Annotated in this window: 19 protein-coding genes and 1 tRNA gene; 11 read left to right on the top strand and 9 right to left on the bottom strand. The window is 64.4% G+C overall.

What is annotated here, in order from left to right; genetic code table 11:
• The first annotated feature begins 77 nt into the window (after positions 1-77).
• Together ACYVHT_RS07405 and ACYVHT_RS07400 are read left to right on the top strand one after the other, a co-directional pair.
• The gene (locus ACYVHT_RS07405; RefSeq protein ID WP_460549563.1) at positions 78-2,975 is read left to right on the top strand and encodes a PAS domain-containing protein; all 2,898 of its coding nucleotides are present in this window, start codon (positions 78-80) and stop codon (positions 2,973-2,975) included.
• 13 nt (positions 2,976-2,988) lie between these two features.
• Entirely contained in the window at positions 2,989-4,080 is a 1,092-nt protein-coding gene (locus ACYVHT_RS07400; RefSeq protein WP_460549561.1) for a flavin-containing monooxygenase, read from the top strand.
• Positions 4,081-4,381: 301 nt separating this feature from the next.
• On the opposite strand, the gene ACYVHT_RS07395 is transcribed toward ACYVHT_RS07400, so the two are convergent.
• Positions 4,382-4,708: a T9SS type A sorting domain-containing protein gene (locus ACYVHT_RS07395; protein WP_460549558.1), complete on the bottom strand. Its 327-nt coding sequence runs from the start codon at positions 4,706-4,708 to the stop codon at positions 4,382-4,384.
• A 237-nt stretch (positions 4,709-4,945) separates the two neighbouring features.
• On the opposite strand from ACYVHT_RS07395, the gene ACYVHT_RS07390 reads away from it, so the two are divergent.
• From ACYVHT_RS07390 to ACYVHT_RS07380, 3 genes are all read left to right on the top strand, one after another.
• Positions 4,946-6,064 carry an NAD(P)/FAD-dependent oxidoreductase gene (locus tag ACYVHT_RS07390; RefSeq protein WP_460549556.1) on the top strand — a complete coding sequence of 373 codons (1,119 nt, stop codon included), beginning with the start codon at positions 4,946-4,948 and terminating at the stop codon, positions 6,062-6,064.
• A 171-nt stretch (positions 6,065-6,235) separates the two neighbouring features.
• Positions 6,236-7,414 carry a type III polyketide synthase gene (locus ACYVHT_RS07385; protein WP_460549553.1) on the top strand — a complete coding sequence of 393 codons (1,179 nt, stop codon included), beginning with the start codon at positions 6,236-6,238 and terminating at the stop codon, positions 7,412-7,414.
• Between the two features lie 13 nt (positions 7,415-7,427).
• Positions 7,428-8,123 (top strand): class I SAM-dependent methyltransferase, encoded by a 696-nt coding sequence (locus ACYVHT_RS07380; protein ID WP_460549551.1) that lies wholly within the window; start codon positions 7,428-7,430, stop codon positions 8,121-8,123.
• A 35-nt stretch (positions 8,124-8,158) separates the two neighbouring features.
• On the opposite strand, the gene ACYVHT_RS07375 is transcribed toward ACYVHT_RS07380, so the two are convergent.
• From ACYVHT_RS07375 to ACYVHT_RS07355, 5 genes are all read right to left on the bottom strand, one after another.
• Positions 8,159-9,061, bottom strand: coding sequence for a histone deacetylase family protein (locus ACYVHT_RS07375; protein ID WP_460549549.1), 903 nt, complete (start codon positions 9,059-9,061; stop codon positions 8,159-8,161).
• Positions 9,062-9,185: 124 nt separating this feature from the next.
• Positions 9,186-10,253 (bottom strand): SDR family oxidoreductase, encoded by a 1,068-nt coding sequence (locus tag ACYVHT_RS07370; protein ID WP_460549547.1) that lies wholly within the window; start codon positions 10,251-10,253, stop codon positions 9,186-9,188.
• 42 nt (positions 10,254-10,295) lie between these two features.
• Positions 10,296-10,979, bottom strand: coding sequence for a RibD family protein (locus ACYVHT_RS07365; RefSeq protein WP_460549544.1), 684 nt, complete (start codon positions 10,977-10,979; stop codon positions 10,296-10,298).
• A 206-nt stretch (positions 10,980-11,185) separates the two neighbouring features.
• The gene (locus ACYVHT_RS07360; RefSeq protein WP_460549542.1) at positions 11,186-11,935 is read right to left on the bottom strand and encodes an SDR family NAD(P)-dependent oxidoreductase; all 750 of its coding nucleotides are present in this window, start codon (positions 11,933-11,935) and stop codon (positions 11,186-11,188) included.
• 295 nt (positions 11,936-12,230) lie between these two features.
• Positions 12,231-12,305 (bottom strand) — tRNA-Val (locus ACYVHT_RS07355).
• Between the two features lie 183 nt (positions 12,306-12,488).
• Between ACYVHT_RS07355 and ACYVHT_RS07350 the strand changes: the two genes are divergently transcribed.
• From ACYVHT_RS07350 to ACYVHT_RS07340, 3 genes are all read left to right on the top strand, one after another.
• On the top strand, positions 12,489-13,133 hold the full coding sequence (locus ACYVHT_RS07350; protein ID WP_460549540.1) for a porin family protein: 645 nt from the start codon (positions 12,489-12,491) through the stop codon (positions 13,131-13,133).
• 90 nt (positions 13,134-13,223) lie between these two features.
• A complete protein-coding gene (locus ACYVHT_RS07345) occupies positions 13,224-13,727 on the top strand; it encodes a DUF6992 family protein (RefSeq protein WP_460549538.1) in 504 nt (167 codons plus the stop codon).
• A gap of 244 nt (positions 13,728-13,971) precedes the next feature.
• Positions 13,972-15,144, top strand: coding sequence for an alpha/beta hydrolase (locus ACYVHT_RS07340; protein WP_460549536.1), 1,173 nt, complete (start codon positions 13,972-13,974; stop codon positions 15,142-15,144).
• Between the two features lie 74 nt (positions 15,145-15,218).
• Here the strand turns inward: ACYVHT_RS07340 and ACYVHT_RS07335 are convergent, their stop codons facing one another.
• Positions 15,219-15,797: a type 1 glutamine amidotransferase domain-containing protein gene (locus ACYVHT_RS07335; protein ID WP_460549534.1), complete on the bottom strand. Its 579-nt coding sequence runs from the start codon at positions 15,795-15,797 to the stop codon at positions 15,219-15,221.
• Between the two features lie 273 nt (positions 15,798-16,070).
• Here ACYVHT_RS07335 and ACYVHT_RS07330 point away from each other — a divergent pair, with 273 nt between their 5' ends.
• Both ACYVHT_RS07330 and ACYVHT_RS07325 read left to right on the top strand, forming a co-directional pair.
• Positions 16,071-17,402 carry a HupE/UreJ family protein gene (locus ACYVHT_RS07330; RefSeq protein WP_460549532.1) on the top strand — a complete coding sequence of 444 codons (1,332 nt, stop codon included), beginning with the start codon at positions 16,071-16,073 and terminating at the stop codon, positions 17,400-17,402.
• Between the two features lie 123 nt (positions 17,403-17,525).
• A complete protein-coding gene (locus ACYVHT_RS07325; protein ID WP_460549529.1) occupies positions 17,526-18,929 on the top strand; it encodes a DUF3500 domain-containing protein in 1,404 nt (467 codons plus the stop codon).
• A gap of 111 nt (positions 18,930-19,040) precedes the next feature.
• On the opposite strand, the gene ACYVHT_RS07320 is transcribed toward ACYVHT_RS07325, so the two are convergent.
• The gene (locus ACYVHT_RS07320; RefSeq protein WP_460549527.1) at positions 19,041-19,541 is read right to left on the bottom strand and encodes a DUF421 domain-containing protein; all 501 of its coding nucleotides are present in this window, start codon (positions 19,539-19,541) and stop codon (positions 19,041-19,043) included.
• 201 nt (positions 19,542-19,742) lie between these two features.
• Between ACYVHT_RS07320 and ACYVHT_RS07315 the strand changes: the two genes are divergently transcribed.
• A complete protein-coding gene (locus ACYVHT_RS07315) occupies positions 19,743-21,089 on the top strand; it encodes a glycoside hydrolase family 88/105 protein (RefSeq protein ID WP_460549525.1) in 1,347 nt (448 codons plus the stop codon).
• A gap of 29 nt (positions 21,090-21,118) precedes the next feature.
• Here ACYVHT_RS07315 and ACYVHT_RS07310 read toward each other — a convergent pair whose 3' ends face one another.
• Entirely contained in the window at positions 21,119-21,535 is a 417-nt protein-coding gene (locus tag ACYVHT_RS07310) for a hypothetical protein (protein WP_460549523.1), read from the bottom strand.
• Positions 21,536-21,552 lie beyond the last annotated feature (17 nt).

The raw sequence follows: 21,552 nt of genomic DNA, 5'->3' as shown, positions 1-21,552 counted from the left end.
TACAACAGGAGCCTGCCCGCGTAGCATCCGCTTTTCGTATCTTCCCTGTCTGTCTCACCGCCTACCTACCCGATTGCATGCGCCGCCCCCGTTTTCCCCGCCTTGCCCGTCGGGCGGCCGTGCCCGCTGTCCGGCGGGTACAGCACCGGGAGCCCCTTGCCGCGCCAGCGCCGGGAAATGGCTACGCTGCCACGACCAGTGGCTTTTCAGCCGTCCCGCAGTTTGGGGTAAACCTCGCCGATAAGGTACCGCTTATCCTGTTTAGCTACGATTTGCAACAGCAGCGGCTGCTGCATTGCAATCAGCATTGCCAAACCGTGCTGGGCTATAGCGGCGAAAGCCTGCTGGCCATGGGGGCGGCACTGGTTCCTACCATGCTGCATCCCGACTCGCTGCACCAGATGCGGCGGGCCGATATGCTGGCCAAACCGAAGAAAAACCAGAGCTGGGACTGTCAAATCCGGCACCGCGAGGGGGGGTGGCGCTGGCTGCGCATCCGCATTCGGCCCAGCGCTTTTGATGCTGACGGCCAGCCCCGTGAAATTATGGGCAGCGCCGAGGACGTGACGCGCTACCGCGCCGCCGTGACGGAGCTGCGCCAGAACCGGCACCTGCTGCGGCAGGTGGTGGACCTGGTGCCCAACCTGGTGGCCATCTTCGACCTGCGCCAGCAGCGCCTCGTGTACACCAACCGACGCATCGAAACGCTGCTCGGGTACAGCCCGGAGGAGATTGAGGCCTTGCCGGATGGCCAGGTGCTGAGCCGTTTTCTGCCCCCTGACTCGCTGGCGCGCTACATGGCCCACCTGGAGGCCGTGGCGCAACTGCCCGATGGGCAGGTATTGACCCTCGAATACGCGGCCCGTCATCGGGATGGCTCCATGCGCTGGCTGCACTGCACGCATACGCCGTTCAACCGGGACGAGCATGGGCAGACTATCAGCGTCATCGGCGTATCGGAAGACATCACGGAGCGGCGTGATGCCGATGAACGCAACCAGGCCGCCACGGCCCTGCTCACGGAGCAGCACCGCCTGTTCCGGCAGGTTATCGACACGCTGCCCCACCCCATTTACCTGAAGGATGGCAACGGCAACTACCTGCTGGCCAACCAGGCCGTGGCCGACCTCTTCGGCCTGACTCCCGATGAGCTGGTGCGCAACGGCGAGGCCAGTTCCCCGGTTATCAGCACCCTGGACACGGCGCGCTACCAGGCACAGGACCGGCAGGTGCTGGCGACGGGCCGCGACCTCACCATTCAGGAGTCGCACACCTCGCCCGAAGGCCAGGTGTCGTGGTTCAGCAGCACCAAGCGGCTGTTTGTGCGGGCCGATGGCACGGCGCAGGTGCTGGGCGTGGACAGCAACATCACCGAGCTCAAGGTGACCCAGCAAGCCCTGGAAGCGGCCGTGAACGAGGCCGAAGTGGACTCGCAGGCCAAGCAGGACTTTCTGGCCAACATGAGCCACGAAATCCGAACTCCGCTGCACGGCATTCTGGGGCTGGCCGGGGTGCTGTCGAAAACCATGCTGAGCCGCAGCCAGCACGACTACCTGCGCCTGCTCGATGAGTCGGCGCAGCACCTGCTCACCGTGCTCAACGACGTGCTGACCACCGCGCGCCTCGGAGCCGGCAAGCTGCGGGCCGAGCGCACGGCCTTCAACCCCGAGCTGCTGCTGCTCGACTGCGCCGCGCTGCTGCGGCCCCGGGCGCGCGAGAAAGGCCTGCGGCTGCGCGTGCAAAAGCCCGATGCGCTGCCCGCCGTGCTCGGCGACCCGCACCGCCTGCGCCAGGTGCTGCTCAACCTGGTGAGCAACGCCATCAAGTTCACGGAGCACGGCCATGTGCAGCTCCAGTGCCAGGCAGTGGCAGGGCCGCCCCATTCCAGCACGGCGCCGGGCACCGTCTGGCTGCAGTTCATGGTAAGCGACACGGGCATTGGCATCAGCCCCGAAACGCTGGACAAGGTATTTGAGCCCTTTTCACAGGCCACCGACAGCACCGACCGCGAGTATGGCGGCTCGGGGCTGGGCCTGAGCATTTCCGAAGGCCTCGTGAAGCTGATGGGCGGCACGCTCCGGGTGAGCAGCGCCGTGCAGCAGGGCAGCACGTTTGCGTTCACGCTGGCCTTCGAGCCGGTGCAGGAAGCCGAAGCGCCCGCGCCGCCGCCAACCGATGCCCATGCCACCGCCCCCAAAGACGGCCGCGTGCTGCTGGTGGAAGACAACCTCGTCAACAGCCTGCTGGCCGAAACCGTGCTGCGCAACTGGGGCTGGCAGGTGACCACGGCCGCCAGTGGCCCGGCCGCTATTCAGCTGTTTGAGCATCGGCTCTTCGACATTGTGCTGATGGATATTCAGATGCCGGGCATGGACGGTGAAACCGCCGCCCGGGCCCTGCGCCAGCACCCCGACCCCGTGCGGGCGGCCACGCCCATCATTGCCCTCACGGCCCGGGCGCAGGCCGGCGAAGCCGAGCGCCTCCAAAACTCCGGCTTCGACGGCTACCTCGCCAAGCCTTACCGCGAAGAACAGCTCCTCGACATCATGCGTACCGTACTAGCTCAGCACGTAGCCCCTACTCTCCCAAGCCCTCACCCTATTTCTGTAAACATGACTACCCCCGCTCCTCTCTACAACCTCCAGAATGTGCGCCAGCTGGTGCACGGCGATGAAGCCATTGTGCGCCGCCTGGCCTGGGCCTTTATCGAAACCACGCCGGCCATTCTCACTGCCCTCGACGAAGCCCTGACTACGCCCGACTGGGTGGCCGTGGGCGATGCCGCGCACCACCTCAAAAGCTCGCTCGATGGCCTGGGGGTGGAAAGCCTGCGCCACATCATCCGGGAAGTAGAGGCCTACGGCGACACCAAGCCCGCCGAGCCAGCGCTGGCCGCGCAGCAGATTGCCCAGGTACGCACCATCACCGAGCAGGTGATGGCGGCCCTGCGGCAGGAGTTTCCGGAGCAGCGCTAGCCTGGCCCGCGCCTTGACTCCACCAAACGCCCCCTCCGCCATCACAGTCGATGCGGTGGTCATTGGAGCGGGCCAGGCCGGCCTGGCCGCCGCGTACTACCTGCGGCAGCGTGGCGTGACCTTCCGGCTGCTGGAAGCCGCGCCTGCCGCCGGAGCCGCCTGGGAAACCCGGTATGATTCGCTGCGCCTGTTCTCGCCGGCCTGGGCCAGCGGGCTGCCCGGCCGGCCCTGGCCGGGGCCGGCGCTACGCTACCCCACCCGCGCCGAAACCGTTGCCTACCTGCGCGACTACGCCGCGCACTTTCAGTTTCCCATCGATGCCGGCCAGCGCGTGACGCGGCTCGTTGCGGCGCCCAGCGGCGCGGGCTATGCGGTGCACACGGCGGCGGGCCGCTGCTACCGGGCCCGGCGCGTCATTGTAGCCACGGGGCCTTACACCGTGCCGCGCTGCCCGGCCTGGGCAACGCAGCTGCCCGCCCACGTTGCCCAGCTCCACAGCGCTGCCTACCAGCGGCCGGCACAATTGCCCGGCACGGGCCCGGTGGCGGTGGTAGGCAGCGGCAATTCGGCGCTTCAGATTGGGGCCGACATTGCCGCCACCGGCCGACCGGTGTGGGCAGCTTTTGATGAACAAACGCCCGCCCGGCCCAATCATCAGCTCATGTGGGCGTTTCTCACCCTCACCGGCCTGCTCCGGATTCCGGGCCACACGGCGCTGGGCCGCTGGATGCGCGCCCAGCCCGAGCCTGTGGTGAGCGGCGACCTTGCCCGCCTACGGCGGTTTGCCAATGTCACGTTCATGGGCCGGGCCGTAGCAGCGCTGCCCGATGGCTGCCTGCAAGGCCAGCGCACCACCAGCCCACCGCTGGCGGCCGTGGTGTGGGCCACCGGCTACCAGCCCGACTACCGCTGGATTGACTTACCCATCATTGGTCCCGACGGCCACCCCCGGCATCAGCGCGGCCTGACGGCAGCACCCGGCGTGGCCTTTCTGGGCCTCGACTGGCTGAACAGCCGCAACTCGGCCTTACTAAACGGGGCCGGCTCCGATGCCCGGCGCGTGGTGCACGCCCTGCTGCGACAGCCCCTGCCAGCCAGCACCTGACATTAAGTTAAAATGCCCGAATGTTGTTGAAACCCGTGCGGTTGTTTCGGGGTTGAACAACTCAGATGCGGCTCTTGGAAAAGAGGCGCTGCTTATTCACTCGTATTCTGTATTGTATCATGTTTATCTCCCTGCTGGGCCTTGTGCTGGCCACTGCTCTCCTCGCGCTCAAAACGGTTTCGGCTCCCAAGGCTACCCTGGTACCCGTGCCCGTCCGGAAAAAATAGCTTTGGCCATAGGCCATAAAAAAAGCAGCCCGAAAGGCTGCTTTTTTTATGGGTTGTGTTATCAGATGTGCCGGTTATCGGATAACGAGCTTGCACATCTGGCTGGTGTTGTCTGACTCCAGCCGCACGTAGTACAGGCCGTTGGCAAATTTGCTGAGGTCGAGCATTTTGGTGTAGCGCTCGTTCATTTCGGTGAGCGTTTCGCGGTACATTACCGAGCCAATAACGTTCAGCACGCTCAGCTCCACTTTCTTGCCTTGCAGGTTATTGATGGTCAGGTGTACGATGCCGGTGCTGGGATTGGGGTACACCAGCAGCGTTTTGTTGTCTTCGCCGGGCTTGGCCTGTTGGCCGGGGCGGTGCAGCGATACGGCCGAAGCGGCGGGAACGGTTCGGAGCAATGGGCCAAAACCCAGGCTCAGGCACACAAATAAGACAAAAGGTATAAGTAGGCGTTGCATCATAGTATAATTTGGTGGGCGGGAATGGAGCGGGAAAGATGAGAGACTTAACGAAAGAGAATGATTTTAGTTGACAAAGATACGGCAGCCAGTATAAAAGGCCTACCCGTATATACAGAAACCTCGATGAATTACGTTGTTTTCGCTTCCATAGTTCTCATTTTGCCGACCAACTAAGTGGATATTCTGGTGATTGGCGGGGGGCTGGCAGGCCTGGCGGCGGCGCTGGACCTGGCCGGGCGCGGCTTTCGGGTGGCGGTGGTGGAGCGCAAGCAGTACCCGTTCCATAAAGTGTGCGGCGAGTACGTGAGCAACGAGGTACTGCCCTACCTGCGCCGCCTCGGGGCCGACCCGGCCGCGCTGGCCCCGGCGGCCATTTCGCAGTTCATGGTGTCGTCGCCGGGCGGGCGCAGCCTTTCCCTGCCGCTCGACCTGGGGGGCTTTGGCGTGAGCCGCTACGCGCTCGATGATTTTCTATATCAGAAAGCCCTGGCGCGGGGCGTTGTTTTTCATTTGAAAAGCACAGTGACCGACGTGGCCTTCGATGACGCTACCGACCAGCACCAGGTGATGCTGGCCGACGGCCGGGCCCTGACGGCCCGCGTGGTGCTGGGTGCCTACGGCAAGCGCGCCAACCTGGACCGGCAGCTGCACCGGCCGTTTTTTGCGCAGCGCTCGCCCTATCTCGGGGTGAAGTACCACCTGCGGCTGCCCGGCTTTCCGCGCGATTTGATTGCGCTGCACAACTTTGCCGACGGCTACGCGGGCATCTCGGCCATTGAGGAGGACAAGCTGTGCTTCTGCTACCTCACCACCCGCGCAAACCTGCGCCGGCACGGTACTATTCCGGCCATGGAGCAGGCCGTGCTGGCCAGGAACCCCTTTTTGCGCCAGATTCTGGACGCTGCCGAAAGGCTGTATCCGCAGCCGGAGGTCATCAATGAGATTTCCTTTGCGCCCAAGCAGCCGGTAGAGCAGCACCTGCTGATGTGCGGCGATGCGGCGGGCCTCATCACGCCGCTTTGTGGCAACGGCATGGCCATGGCGCTGCACGGCGCGGCGCTGGGCGCAGCGGCAGTGCACGATTTCCTGGCCGGGCGCAGCAGCCGCGCCGGCATGGAAGCGGCCTATGCCCAGGCCTGGCAGGCGCAGTTTGGCACCCGGCTGCGGGTGGGCCGGGCGGTGCAGCGCCTGTTTGGGGGGCCGGTGCTGAGCGAGCTGGTGGTGGGAAGCCTGCGCTACTGGCCCGCCGCCGTGCGGGCGCTGATGCGCCGCACGCATGGCCAAAGCTTCTGAGCAGCAAGTGCTTTGGGCGGGCAAAGGGGCTGCAAGGCCAAAATGTTGTTGGTCGGTTTCGGCCAACTGTGGCCCGAAACCGTTTGTTCTGCCGTAAATAGGCACTCCTGCCCTTGCTTGCCGGCCTGCGCTCCGAATGCGCGGCTTCCACCTTCGTAACCTCCCTTCGGCATGCCGAGCTATTTAGGTGCCATCGGCACTGCCAACCCTGTTCATCGAATTGCCCAGCCGCAAATTGCTGACTTCATGGCCCGGGCCCTGGAGTTTGGCGAAGACGATACGCGCAAGCTGCGGGCGCTGTATCGGGTGTCGGGCATCGAGCACCGCTATTCGGTGCTGCCCGACTACGGCCGGCCCAACGGGGAATACACGTTTTTTCCGAACACGCCCACCCTGGAACCCTTCCCGAGCGTGGGCCAGCGCATGGCCGTGTACCGCCGCGAGGCCCTGCCCCTGGCCATTGAGGCCGTGCGCGACTGCCTGCGCCAGCTGCCCGACGTGGCCCCGGGCAGCATCACGCACCTGGTGACGGTGAGCTGCACCGGCATGTACGCGCCGGGGCTGGACATTGAGCTGGTGCAGGCCCTGGGCCTGCGGGCCGACGTGCGCCGCACCTGCGTGAACTTCATGGGTTGCTACGCGGCGGTGAACGCCGTGAAGCTGGCCGACGCTTTCTGCCAGGCCGATGCCAGCGCCCGGGTGCTCATTGTGAGCGTGGAGCTGTGCACGCTGCATTTTCAGAAAAGCCGGGAAGAAGACCACCTCGTGAGCAATGCCTTGTTTGGCGATGGCGCAGCGGCCTGCCTGGTGCAGGCGCCCCCCCTGCCCAACGGGGCGCCCGGCCTGGCGCTGCAGGGCTTTCACTGCGGCCTGGAGCCCGACGGCCACGACGACATGGCTTGGCACATCAACGATTTCGGGTTTGAGATGACGCTGAGCAGCTACGTGCCCCGGCTCATTCAGCGCGGCATCCGCAAGCTCACGGATGGGCTGCTGGCCAGCCTGCCGGTGCAGTTGGACGACATTCGCCATTTCGCCATTCATCCCGGCGGGCGCAAGATTCTCGAAACCATCGAAACCGAGCTGGGCCTGACGCGCCACGACAACCGCCACGCCTACCGGGTGCTGCGCGACTACGGCAATATGTCGTCGGCCACGGTGCTGTTTGTGCTGCGCGAAGTGCTGGCCGCTGCCACGCCCGCCGACCACGGCGCGCCGGTGCTCAGCTTCGCCTTCGGGCCGGGCCTGACCATGGAGGCCATGCTGTTGCAGCTGGCAGTCGGCACCGAGCCGTTGGCGGCGGAATTCCATCAGCAGGAGGCGGCGCAGCTCCTCCCTGTTCACGGTTAGCAGCTTCCTGAGCATGTTTGACAAACGAGCTTCCGGTCCAGAGCTGATGGACGACCTGACGCTGGCCTCGGATGCGCTGCGGCGGAACCTGGACGAGCTGGAAACCATCAATACCTGGCTGGGCGGCTACCAGCCGGTGCTGAATGCCTTGCAGCGGCTGCGCCCCCGGTTTCCGGCCGGCCGCCCCCTGCGCGTGGCCGACCTGGGCAGCGGCGGCGGCGACACCCTGCGCCACGTGGCGCGCTGGGCCCGCCAGCACCGCGTCGCGGTGGAGCTGACCGGCATTGATGCCAACCCGTTTATGCTGGAGTATGCCGCAGCCAAAAGCACAGCGTATCCGGAAATCAGCTACCGGAAATCCGACATCTTCTCGCCGGCATTTGAAGCGCAATCCTATGATGTGCTTACGTGCAGCCTGTTTTGCCACCACTTCGCCGACGAGGAGCTGGTGGCGCTGCTGCGCCAGTGGCGGCGGCAGGCGCAGGTGGCCGTGGTCATCAACGACCTGCACCGGCACTGGCTGGCTTACCACAGCATCAAGTGGCTCACGCGGCTGCTGGGCGGCTCCTACCTGGTGCGGCACGATGCGCCGCTGTCGGTAGCCCGCGCTTTTCGGCGCGCCGACTGGGTGGCGCTGCTGGCCCGGGCCGGCATTGCGCGGTATGAGCTGCGCTGGCGCTGGGCGTTTCGCTGGCAGGTGGTTTTTTAGTGGTGCGTGGCAGGCCGGGCACTGGCCGCCGGACTCTAATAAAGGCCGGCGGCTACCCGGTACGTATTGGCGTGGGCTTCCACAATGTCGATGATGCGCTCGGAGTAGCCGCCGCCCATGCTCACCTGCACCGGCAGCTGGTGGCGGCGGCAGAGGCCCAGCACCAGCTCATCGCGCTGGCGGCAGCCGGCCCGGCTCAGGGCCAGGTGGCCCAGCTTGTCGGTGGCCAGCACGTCGACGCCAGCGAGGTAGAACACGAAATCGGGCTGCACCTCATCGAGCAGGCGGGGCAGGGTTTCGGCCAGCAGCTTCAGGTAGGCGGTATCGTCGGTGCCGTCGGGCAGGGCCAGGTCGAGGTCCGACTGCTCTTTGCGGGCGGGGTAGTTGCGGGCCCCGTGCATCGAGAAGGTGAACACCCGGGGCTCGTGCCGGAAAATTTCGGCCGTGCCGTTGCCCTGGTGCACATCCAGGTCCACGATGAGGACTTTGCGAATGGCCGGTACGCTGGCCAGCAGCCAGGCGGCGGCGGCAGCCTGGTCGTTGAGCAGGCAAAAACCTTCGCCCCGCGCCCGAAACGCATGGTGCGTGCCGCCGGCTATGTTGAACGCCACGCCGTGCGCCAGCGCCCGCCGGGCCCCCTCAAGCGTGCCGCCCAGAATGGTAACCTCCCGCTCAAACAGCGCTTCGGACCACGGAAAGCCGGTGGCCCGCTCCTCCTGCCGCGTGAGTTGGCCGTGGCGCAGCCGCTCGTAATACCCGGCATCGTGCACGCGCAGAATATCCGCGTCGGGCGGCGGCACGGGCACGAAGAAGTCGGCCGCCGTCGCGGTGCCTTCGTGGAGCAGCTGCTCGGGCAGCAGCTCGTATTTCAGCATGGGGAAGCGGTGGCCGGCCGGCAGCGCATGGGCGTAGCAGGGCGCAAAGGCAATGGGCAGCATGGGTCAGCAACAGCCAAAGCCCCGCCGGGTTGCGTGAGCATGGCCGCAGCCCGGGCCAGAATTCCCACAATCCCCTGCGCACGCAGCCGGCCGGGCATTGCGTGAAACGCTAAACCCACGAGCCTCAGGGAATCAGCCGGTCGGCGCGGAGCTGGGCGAAGAGGTCGAAAAACGACTCTTCGGTGGGCTGGTATTCCAGGAAACCCAGCTTCCGGCTTTTCGTCATGTCGGTCATCACCTCCAGCGGCCGGCCCAGGTCGAGGTCGGTGTGCCAGGGCGAGGCCAGGCGGCTCAGCTCGGGCTCGGCCAGGCGGTGCCGGGTGGCCATATCGCGCCACAGGGCGGCATCGCCGTCCAGGGCTGCTTCCAGCGGGCGCACCGTGCCATCGAAGCCGGCCGCTTCGATGCCGAACCAGCCGGCCAGCCGGGGCCACAGCCAGCTCCAGCGGAAATAGTCGCCATTGACGATGTTGAACGCCTGATTGGCGGCGGCTTCGGTGGTTGAAGCCCACACCAGCTGTTTGGCAATGATGCGGGCATCGGTCACGTCAGACAAGCCGTTCCACTGCGCCTCCGAGCCCGGCCACTGAAACGGCCGCCCGGTTTCGCGGCAGATGCTGGCGTACACGGCCAGCGTGGTGCCCATGTTCATGAGGTTGCCCACGGCCTGCCCGATGATGGTGTGCGGCCGGTGAATGCTCCAGGTGAAGCCCTGCTGCGCGGCGGCGGCGTACACTTCGTCTTCCTGGGCGTAGTAGAAGTTCTCGATGTTGAGGCGCGGCTGCTCCTCGCGAAAGGGCGTGGGCAGCGGCACGCCGCCTTTGGCATAGGCTTCGAACGGCCCGAGGTAGTGCTTGAGGCCCGTGACCAGCGCCACGTGCTGCACCGAGTGCCGGGGCGCGAGGGCCGCCAGCACATGGCGCACCAGGGCGCTGTTGACGCGAATGTTCTCGGCCTCCGTGTCGTTGCGCATCCAGCTGGTGATGAATACGTGGGTGGGCGCTACATCGGCCAGGGCCGTGGCCAGGCTGGCGGGGTCGAGCAGGTTGGCGGCCACCGGGCGCAGGCCGGGCAGGTCGTCTTTGGGGGTGCGCGAGAGGCCGTAGGCCGTCCAGCCGGTGGCGAGCAGCTCGCGGGCCAGGTTGCTGCCGATGATGCCACTGGCTCCCACAATAAGGGCTATTCTATTCATGCAAAGGTAAATCGAACGTTGATTTTTACAGGGCCGGCGGCCTCAGGGCTTCACCACGTCGTAGCGCAGCCACACCAGGTCGTCGGGCAGCCGTTCCACGTGTTTCAGCCGCAGCCCGGCGGGCGGGCCGGGCGACGCGCCCTGCTCAAATACCGCCGCCGAGCCGGCCGCGCCATCGATAACCGGGTACTGCAGCAGGCTCAGCTCATCAACCAGGCCAGCCTTGAGCAGCGAGCCGTTGACGTGGCCGCCTCCTTCAAGCAGCACGGTTTTGATGGGAAACAAACGGCCCAGCTTATCGAGCACCAGCCTGAAGTCCAGCTCACTATCGCCACCAAAAATATACGACACCCCTACGCGGCGCAGGTAGGCCAGGTACGCGTCATCGACCTGCCCGGTGAGCACGCTGATGATGTGGTCGTCGTCGATGCGAGCCGATTCCCAGCCCAGCCTGCCGTGCGCGTCGATGGCAATGGCGAAGGACGCGGCGGTTTTATCGGCCACAAAATCGTGGCGGTCGGGCACGGTAGCGCCGGGCTGAAGGTCGGGCTGCAGGCCGTCGGTGAAGTCTTTTTCGAACGTCACGCGGCCGCAGAGCCAAGCTTGCGCATCGAAGGTGGCGGCGGTGGTTTCGTAGGCGCGGGTGTTGGGCTGCCGGCCCCAGCGGCTGGTGATGATGCGCCCGTCGAGCGAGGCCATCATGTGGCAGATGACGTGTGGTTTCATGGATGCAGTAACAGGCAAAAGCGGAAAAAGGCTGTGAGGGAGGGCCTTTTTCCGCTTTTGCCGGCCACAGCAGCAGTGCCGCACGCCAATCGCAGCGCCGCCAGGCAGCAATACCCGGTGGTTTGCCGGCGCTGCATCACGCCGCAGCCCCTGAGCCTCAGCCGCCAAGCAGGGCCCCGAAAAGCGGCGGGCAGCGCCGCCGCTGGCTATTGTGCCAGGTAGCCCCCGTCGATGGGATAATACGAACCCGTGACGAACGAGGCTTTGTCGGAGCTGAGCCAGGCCACCAGCTCGGCAATTTCCTCCGCGCGGCCCAGGCGGCCGATGGGGTGCAGGCCCACCAGGTGCTGCCGCTGCTCGGCCGACAGGCTTTTGAGCACCAGCGGCGTTTCGATAAACCCCGGCCCCACCACGTTAATCCGGATGCCTTTCGGCGCGTATTCCAGGGCGGCCGTTTGCGTAAGGCCCACCACCCCGTGCTTGGCCGCCACGTAGGCCGAGGAATTGGCCGTGCCTACCTGGCCCAGAATCGAGGCCATGTTGATGATGCTGGCCCCGGGCTTCATAACGGCCAGCTCGTATTTCAGCGAGTAAAACACGCTGTTCAGGTTAATGTCAATCACCTTCTTCCAGCCTTCCAGCGAATAGTCGCCCACAGGGTGCAGCTCGCCGCCAATGCCGGCGTTGTTGCAGGCAATGTCGAGCTGGCCAAAGGCGGCCACGGTTTCCTGCACCAGCGCTTCGCACTGAGCCGGGTCGCCCACATCGGTGCGCTGAAACCGGGCCTGGCCGCCGGCCCGGGCAATTTCGGCCACCACCTGCTGTCCTTTTTCAGCATCCAAATCCGACACCATGACATTGGCGCCCAGCTGCGCATAGAGCAGGGCAATTGCTTTACCGATTCCGGAAGCTGCGCCGGTTACCAACGCCGTTTTACCGCTGAGATACTTATCCATAAGAGAAAGTAATGAGGTGAATCCGCCCCGCGAGGCGGGCAGAATAATGTACCTACATTTATTTCACCCGTTTTGTTTCGAAACCAACGCCATTAGCGGGCTTAAACCAGCCCGCGGGCGGGCGCGCCGGACGTTTTCCTGGGTTCCGGCGCAGGCAGGCAGGTGGCCGGCCAAACCTTCTCCTTGTAGCTGAGCACCAGCTGGCGAAGGCAGCGCGTCATCGCCCTATGCCGGCATTGCACCCGGGGGCTATCCAATAAAAAACCCTCACTGCGTGCTGCAATGAGGGTTTCCGTGAGGCGTATTGGGCTCGAACCAACGACCTCCACCGTGTCAGGGTGGCGCTCTGAACCAACTGAGCTAACACCCCGGTATGCCCTGCCAGGCAGCAGAGCGGCCCCAAAGGTAACGGTATCGGGCGCACGGCGCGCACTTTTTTTGCTGCGCATTTTTTGGAGCAGGCAACCTTCTGGGCGCGGAAAAGTATAGTGGCAAGCGGGAATAGTAATTCTCCCGCGCTTATCCGCTTTATTTTCCTCTTCCTCTTTCACCCATGAAAAAGACGCTTCTCATCCTCCTACTGGCCATTGCTTCGGCACCAGCCGTTTTCGCACAGGCAGCTCCCGGCGGCGCTACTTCTTCCAAAGACTATACCGGTGGGGCCACCACCGACTCGCGCAATACTGGCTTCGGCATTAAGGGCGGCTACAACCTGGCCAACTTTTTTGGGTCGGGCAAAGACCTGATTCCCAAGCGCGACAACCTGAACACGTTTCACGCCGGGGCGTACGGCCAGTTTGGCTTCAACAACTTCTCCTCGGTGCAGGTTGAGCTGCTGTATTCGCGCAAGGGTGTGCGCTACGACGATGGTTCCGGCCTCAAAGACCTGCGCCTGGACTACCTGGCCCTGCCCATTCTCTATGTGGGCAACATCACCGATAATTTCAGCTTCCACATCGGCCCCGAGCTGGCGCTGCTGACCAAGGTGAAAGAAGGCGACAACGATGTTGACATCAAGAGCGGCGGCTACAACAGCTTCGACGTGAGCGGGGTAGCCGGCCTGGAATACCGTCTGGGCCCGGCCCGCCTGGGTGCCCGCTACGACCTGGGCCTGGCCCGGCTGGTAAATACCGCCGGGGTCGACCGCATCACCAACCAGGTGCTGCAGCTGTACGTCGGCATCGGCCTCACGCAATAAGTGCCGGGCGTTTTGCCCACGCAGTTTTTCGCTAAAAAAGGAAGCCCGTCGGCTTCCTTTTTTTGTTGTCTCACGTAGCTGCTTCTGCTCATGCCACTCGCTTCCACGTCCGAAATCGCAACCTATTTTCAGGCCCGTGAGCTGCTCCTCGGCCGGGGCCTGGCTGTGCTCGCGGCCTGGGCGCTGCTCAACCTGATTGGCAGCGGCTACCTGCTGCGACGCGCCGACCGCCGCTACGCACCTTATTATTTCCATGGCATGAACGTGGGCTGGGGCGCTGTTAATGCCGCGCTGGCGTGCTGGGGCATTTTGCGTCTGCATTTTCGGGTGCCGGCCGGGCTGGCCGTCGCCGGGTTTTTCCAAACCCAGCTGTTCTACGAAAACCTGTTTTTGCTTAATGCCGGACTGGATGTGGCGTATGTGATGACGGGCTATTATTTGCGGGCGCAGGCCGCCGGCTCCGTGCGACAGCCGCAGCGCCTGCTCGGCTTTGGGCGGGCGCTTTGGGTGCAGGGAGGCTTTCTGCTTGTTTTCGATGTGATGATGTGGACGGCGCTGCACTGGCAGGGCCGGCTGCTTTTCCCGCTGCTCTAGCACAATAGATTGGTAGGCCAGCATAATAAAAAGACGGCCTTAAATCCCTATTTGGGAATCGAGGCCCATTTTGAGAATCAGGCGATTCTGTTCGCAGAGCAAATGCTCCTGTAAGCCGACAAAATAGCCGGGTTGGGCTTATTGCCGGCTGCAATACCGCGTGGGTGAAGGAATTTTGGGCATTCTTCTGAGTTACCGCTTCCGGGCGGCTAGCATCGTTACCTGTCAATTCGCCTTCATCGCCATGCGCTTCTTCCCCTTCATCGTTGCTTCACTGTTCGCCCTGTCTATTTTTGGGACACAAGCTAGGCCGCTTGACCGGGCCGAAGCCGTAGTGCTGACCTCACCGGCCGGCGGGGTGCGCCTGAATGGCCTGCTGCGCCTGCCCAACGGCCCCGGTCCGTTTCCGGCGGCGGTGCTGCTGCCCGAGCGCGGCACCGACGACCGCAACCCCAACTCGGCCGACAACCAGCTGCTGAGCAGCTTGGCCGACTACCTGGTGGGCCAGGGCGTGGTGGTGCTGCGCCTGCACGAGCGCGGCATTGGCGGCTCGGAGGGCTCGCTGGCCACCACCACCGTGGCCGAGCGCTCGGCCGATGCCATTGCGGCCCTCAACTACCTGCGCACCCGGCCCCAGGTCGATGTGACGCGCTTGGGCCTCATCGGGCACGGCGAGGGTGGCAACGTGGCCCTGCTGGCCGGAGCCCAGCCGCTGGCGCCCACGTTTGTGGTGGCGCTGGGCGCGGCCGGGCTGCCCGGACGCGAGCTGCTGGCCAACCAGCCCGTGATGTATGGCAAAGTGCTGGGCCAGGACTCGACCGATGCCCAGCGCCAGCGCAAATACCGCCTCGACCTGGTGGCCGCCGAGCTGGAAGCCGCCAAAATGCGCGCCCAGGGTGCCAACGCCGCTCAGGTGCAAACCTACCTCGACCAGCAGCGCCTGCGCCAGAAAGCCGCCATGCGCCGCGACGAGGAAGCCCTGGTGAAGCACCAGCGGGCCATGCTGGAAATCGTGCGCCAAACCCCCGATAATGCCCAGGCGCAGGCCATTCTCAGCAACATGCTGCGCCAGCGCTACCCCGCCATTGCCCCGGCCGATGTGCAGGCCAGCGTGCAAACCCTGACCACGCCCGCCTACCGCAGCTACCTGGCCTTCGACCCGCAGCCCGCTCTGCCCGAAGTGAAGTGCCCCGTGCTGCTGCTGCAAGGCGACGACGACACCGAAGTAAACGCCGCCGTGAACCTGAGCCTGCTCAAAAAAGGCCTGCGCGGCAATGCCCGCGTGACCGAGCTGCGCGTGCCCGGCCTCAACCACGCCCTGCAACTCACGGCGGCCGAAGCGGCCGGGATGTCGCCCGCCCCGGTTTCGCCCGATGCGCAGGCCAGCATCAAGGCCTGGATTCTGGGGCAGAAGTAGAACGCCCGAGCGGCACAAAAAAGCCCGTCACGCTATGCATGACGGGCTTTTTTGTGCCGCTCGGGTGGGCGAGGCTAGCTGTTGCCGCCGTGCTGGGGCTCCAGCATTTCTTCCACAATTTTCTTGTTGAAGGCCGGAATGTCCTCGGGCTTGCGGCTGGTGATGAGGCCGTGGTCGGTCACGACTTCGGAGTCTTCCCAGTGAGCGCCGGCGTTTTTGAGGTCGGTGTGGACGCTGGGCCAGCTCGTGACGCGCTTGCCGCGCACCACGTCGGCCTCTACCAGCAGCCAGGGGCCGTGGCAGATGGCGGCCAGCACCTTGCCCGAGCCGGCGAATTCCTTCACGAAGGCCACCACGTCTTTGTTGGTGCGCAGGATGTCGGGGTTCATCTGGCCGCCGGGCAGCACGAGGGCGTCGTAGTCGGCGGGCTTCACGTCGGTGATGACTTTATCGACGTCCACTTTGTCGCCCCAGTCCTTGTTGGGGCCGTCCCAGCCCTTGATGGAGCCGCTTTTGAGGGAGATGACGTGGGTTTCGGCGCCCTCGCCTTCGAGGTATTTCTTGGGTTCATCGAGTTCGGCCTGCTCGAAGCCGTCGGTGGCGATGATGGCAATTTTCTTGCCTTTGAGTTTGTCGCTGCTGAAGATGCTCATTGGGATGGTTTGTAGGAAGAGAGTTGGATACGAAAGGAATCCTTCCGGCTTTTTCTGTACGCCGGATGCAGCGTTGGGTTCATATAAAATCCGGGCCTGCATCGGCCAAACCCCGCTTTGCATCGGCCAACGCGCCAAGCTCGTCGGTGCCAAACGATGGTCGGGCCCAGCGGGCCAACGGTCGGCCCGGACGCACCAACCGGCGAGTGCGTTTGGGATGCATTCACTGGCGCTTCACCTTTGATAAACTACTGACAGCTACCCTCCTTTCCGATGACGTCACCTCGTCCTGTCCATCTGTTTGCGCCGCGCTTCTGGCTCGCGGTGCTGCTGGCGCTGCTGGCCGGCGCTTTTCGGGCGCAGGCCCATCCCATGCCCAGCTCGGTGGTGCTGCTCGACCTGCACCCCGGCGGCGTGGGGGCCGAAATTCAATTGCCGCTGCCGGAGCTGCAAGCGGCTTTTGGCCACGACGTGGCGCTGAACACGGAAACGCTGGTGGCCCGCCTCGGCCCCGGGCTGCGCGCCTACATTGCCCGGCACGTGCGCCCGGTGAGCCCCGACGGCCGGCGCTGGGCCGTGGCCGTGCGCGCCCTCAGCGTGCAGGCCGCCGAGCAAACCGCCACCGGCCCTTATCAGGAGCTTGTTGCTACCCTGTGGCTGACGCCGCCCGCCGGCGCCACGGCCCGCACCTTCACCTTCGACTACGACGTGATAGTGCACCAGGTGGTGACGCACGTCGTGCTGGTATCGGTGCGGCGCGACTGGGAGCAGGGCCGCGTGGGCGAGGAAACGCCGACCGAAGTGGGTGTCATTCGGCTCGATGTGCGCAACAACGTTATTCCGGCGCTTTTCATCAGCCAGGCCGGGGGTGGCTGGTGGGCGGGTTTCCGGGGGATGGTGGCGCTGGGCGTGCGCCACATTGCCGAGGGCACCGACCACCTGCTGTTTCTGCTGGTGCTGCTGCTGCCGGCGCCACTGTTGCTCACCAAGGGGCGGCGCTGGGGGCGCTTTGGCGGGGCGCGCTACAGCTTGATTCGATTGCTGAAAGTGGTGACGGCCTTCACCGTGGGGCACTCCATTACGCTGCTGGCGGGGGCGCTGGGGTGGCTGCGGCTGCCGGGCCAGCCGGTCGAAATTCTCATTGCCGTATCCATTCTGGTATCGGCGGCGCATGCGCTGCGGCCCGTATTTCCGGGGCGCGAGGCCGGGGTGGCGGCCGGTTTCGGGCTGGTGCACGGGCTGGCGTTTGCCAGCACCTTGGCCGAGCTGCAGCTGCCCGCCGGACCGATGGCACTCAGCATTCTGGGCTTCAACCTCGGCATTGAGCTGATGCAGCTCTTCGTTATCGCCCTCACAGTGCCGTGGCTGATTTTGCTCAGCTACACGCCCTACTACGCCGCCGTGCGCGTGGGCGGGGCCGCACTGGCCGCCGTGGCCGCGCTGGCCTGGATTGCAGAACGCCTTTCGGCGCAGGCCAACCCGCTTTCCGCCCTAGTGACACGAGCGACACCATTCGCGCCGTGGCTGCTGGCGGGGCTGGCCGCGGTGGCCATCGTCAGCTTCTGGCGGCAGCGCAAAAGTCAGGTGGCGTATCAGCAGGTGTAGCGCGGACTTTTAGTCCGCGAGCCTGACCAGTTATTTCGATGTAGCCGATTCCTGCCCTCGCGGACTAAAAGTCCGCGCTGCACCTGCCCTCATTTCATCGTCCATTTCTCACCCCATTTACTCATGAACAGATTCTTACTGGCAGCGCCCCTGCTCTTTCTGCCCCCGGCTTTCGACACGGTGGCCGACTTCTTCGCCCCCACCGAAGCCGCAGCCCGGCCCGCCGCCGTGCGGATGCCGGCCGTCGCCAAAGCCCTGAAAGCCGCCAAAGGCACCAAAACCACCGCCACCGTAACCGACGTGGTGAACGCCGCCAATGCCTTCATTGCTTCGCTGACCTCGGCGCAGCAAGCTACGCTGCTGCAAGCCTTCAACTCCACCACCGTTACGAAATGGTCGAACCTGCCCGTGAATTCCACCAACCGCATCGGCCTGCGCCTTGACGGGCTGACCGCTGCGCAGCAGGCGCTGGCGCTAGCCGTGGTGCAGGCCGCCACCGGCACCGTGGCCGGCGACGGCTACAACGAAGTGCAGCAGCTGCGCGCCGCCGACGACAACCTGGCGGCCAACGGCGGCGGCTCGGCCTACGGCAGCGGGGTGTATCTGATTGCCTTCCTGGGCACGCCCTCGCTCACGGGCACCTGGATGCTGCAATTCGGCGGGCACCACCTGGCCACCAACATTACCTACACCAACGGTGCGGTGGCCGGCGCTTCGCCCAAATTTGAAGGCTCCGAGCCGCTCAACTTCACCACGGCCAACGCCAACGTGTTTCCGACCGGCACGGCCTGCGCGCCGATGGCCAACGAGGCTTCGTCGATGCTGGCCATGCTCAACGGCCTCACCACGGCCCAGAAAACCACGGCCCGCCTCAGCCAGTCATTCAGCGACGTGGTGCTGGGGCCGAATGGCAACGGGCAGTTTCCGGCCACCAAAGTGGGCCTGCCGGTGAGCACGCTCACGGCGGCCCAGCAGCAACTGGTGATAAATGCCATGCTGCCCTGGGTGCAGGATTCGGACGATGCCACGGCCGCCAGCCTGATGAGCACCTACACCAACGAGCTGTCCACCACCTACATTGCCTACGCCGGCACCGGCAACCTCACCACCAGCGGCGACTACGTGCGCATCGACGGCCGCACCGTTTGGATTGAGTTCATCTGCCAGAACGGCATCGTGTACCAGAGCCAGATTCACTACCACACCGTGTGGCGCGACCACGCCCGCGACTACGGCGGAAACTTCTACACAACGGTGACGGGCACGAAAGCCGCCACGGCGGCGCAGCTATTCTCGGTATTCCCGAACCCCACCACGCCCGGCCTGCCCATGCAGGTGCAACAGGTGAGCCCGGCCGTGAATGCCACCTACACCCTGCGCAACGCCCTGGGCCAGGCCGTGCTCACGGGCTCGTTCCGCGGCAGCACCACGGAAGTGCCCATTGCCAACATGACCGCCGGCATGTACCTGCTCAGCGTGCAGGCCGATGGAGGCGCTGCCGCTACGCAGCGCGTGACGGTGGAGTAGCAAGTCCGGTTTTTTGCCGCTAAAATGGCCCGTCTGGTAATTCCGGGCGGGCCGTTTTTGGTATGTGTTGAAAGGAAATCAGGCCGAATGCAGGCGCAGGGTGGTGCGTACTCAGGCCTTCTTCACCACGCTGATGGTGCCGTCGTGCTCCAGGCGCACGGTTTCGGCCTGGGCCAGGTCGTCGAGGTTGGCGCCCACGCGCAGGCCCGACTGCAGGGCTTCTTCGCTGATGCTGGCGCGCCGCAGCTCGTGGTGGTGAATGGTGGCGCCTTCGGCCAGGATGCTGGCTTCGCCCTTTACCAGCCGGCCCAGGGCGGGGAAGAAATACGTGAGGTAGGCCAGGGCCCGGTGCACCAGCACCAGCGTACCCGCCGCCGCCAGGATGGTGAAAAACGGCGCATCGGCCGCAATGGCGCGGCTCAGCGTGGCGCCGAGCATGAACTTGACAATCATTTCGAGGGCGCTGTTGCTGGCGAAGGTGCGGCGGCCCGATAGCCGCAGCAGCACCAGTGCTATCAGAAACACCACCACTGTGCGGGCCGAAATCTGGCCGGCGCTGATGGTTTGCGCCGTTTCGTGCAGGCCGATGAGGTGGGCGAAGAATTCTTTCATAGCGGAATGGATAGCGGGAATGGCCGTGGGACGCTGTACGCAGGATGTAGGCTGGGCGCCGGTTTTGCCGCCAGTCTAAATAGAACGTCATGCTGAGCGCAGCCGAAGCATGACGTTCTTCCAAGCCCGAAGCAGGACAGCGCAGGAGAATCTGCCTACGCCCGGCCCCTACCTTGGCCGGCCTAACGCCATTCCCGCCCCATGCGCTTCCTCGCCAAAACGCTGCTCCTGCTGCTGGCCGCCACGCCCGCCTTCGCCCAAACCGCGCCGCCCAAAGCCAACGACACTACCACCCCGCTGCACCTGCTCAAGCCCGACTACCCCGTCCCCTACGGCCAGACCAAAGCCGAAGACGTGAAGCAGGTACTCGACCGCGTGTTTGCCTACCTCGACGCCGCCACGCCCGCCGAGCTGGTCGATAAAAAGACCAACGCGCCCATTACCGACCGCCGGAAATTCAATCCCGACGCCATCATCAAGCCCGGCGACTTCCGCCTCACCAGCTACGAGTGGGGCGTGACCTACGCCGGCATGCTGCGCGCCTCCGAAACCACCGGCGACCCCAAATTCGCCGCCTACACCCGCAGTCGCCTCACCTTTCTGGGGGAGCTGGTGCCCTACTTCCGCGCCTACCAAACGGCCCACCCCGAGGCGGCCACGCCCGTGCGCTCCATCGTGCAGCCCCACGCCCTCGATGATGTGGGCGCCATCTGCGCGGCCATGATAAAGACCCAGCGCGCCGACCCTACCGCCAACCTGCGGCCCATGATTGACCCGTTCGTGAGCTACATCATGACCAAGGAATTCCGCCTCGCGGATGGTACGCTGGCCCGCAACCGCCCCCAGCCCAACACCCTCTGGCTCGACGACCTGTTTATGAGCATCCCGGCCCTGGCCCAGATGGGCAAGCTCACCGGCGAGGCCCGCTACTACGACGAGGCCGTGAAGCAGCTCACCCAGTTTGCCCCGCGCCTGTTCGACCAGCAAAAGGGCCTCTACATGCACGGCTGGGTGCAGGGCATGGCCGAGCACCCCGAGTTTCACTGGGCCCGCGCCAACGGCTGGGCCATCCTCACCACCGTGGAGCTGCTCGACGTGCTGCCCGCCGACCACCACGGCCGCTCGGCGGTGCTGGAGCTGCTCCGCGCCCACGCCCGCGGCCTGGCCGCCCAGCAAAGCGGAACCGGTTTCTGGCACCAGCTCCTCGACCGCCCCGACAGCTACCTCGAAACCTCGGCCACGGCCATCTACGCCTACGCCATCGCCCACGCCGTGAACCAGGGCTTGCTCGATGCCCCGGCCTACGGCCCCATGGCCCTGCTGGCCTGGAACGCCGTGAGCACCAAAGTCAACGCCCAGGGCCAGGTCGAAGGCACCTGCGTGGGCACCGGCATGGGCTTCGACCCGGCCTTCTACTACTACCGCCCCGTGAACGTGTACGCCGCCCACGGCTACGGCCCCGTGCTGCTGGCCGGCGCCGAAATCACCCAGCTGCTCAAGCAGCACCCGTATGGCATCAACGACAGCTCCGTGCAGATTGTGAAGTAGGCTGAGACAACAGCTTTCGGATTTTGACTTTAAAAATTAACAGTCGGAATTCCATGTGCTTTTAGAAAGTCAGAAAATCTACGAAGGTCTTTCTTGGTAAAAGCTACCAAAGCAATATTTATTGTCCCTCTTCTGGTTCCTAAAAAGTTAAAGGCAGGACCTCCTTTTCCGGCCATCTCAACACGATTTATTTCGCTTAATTCCAGTTGTATTGTTCTCGATATAACTCGAAAAGGCCTAATAATGACTATTGCCTCATCACTAAGTATGAAGGTGGAATACCCAGCAGAAAACAACCACACAATAAGTAGAAATACAACAAATAAACCAGTTGTCGACTCAGGCGAATACCCAATCTTGTAAAATGCCCATAGCACAGCAGCAAGTGTAACTGCAATAAGAATTACCAAATCCAATTTCGAGCTTTTAAGAATAGTTTTATTCATAACAAATTCAAAACATG

This window comes from Hymenobacter daeguensis, from assembly GCF_054780555.1.
Note: the sequence above shows the minus strand (reverse complement) of the source record. Positions and strands in the feature narration are given on the sequence as shown.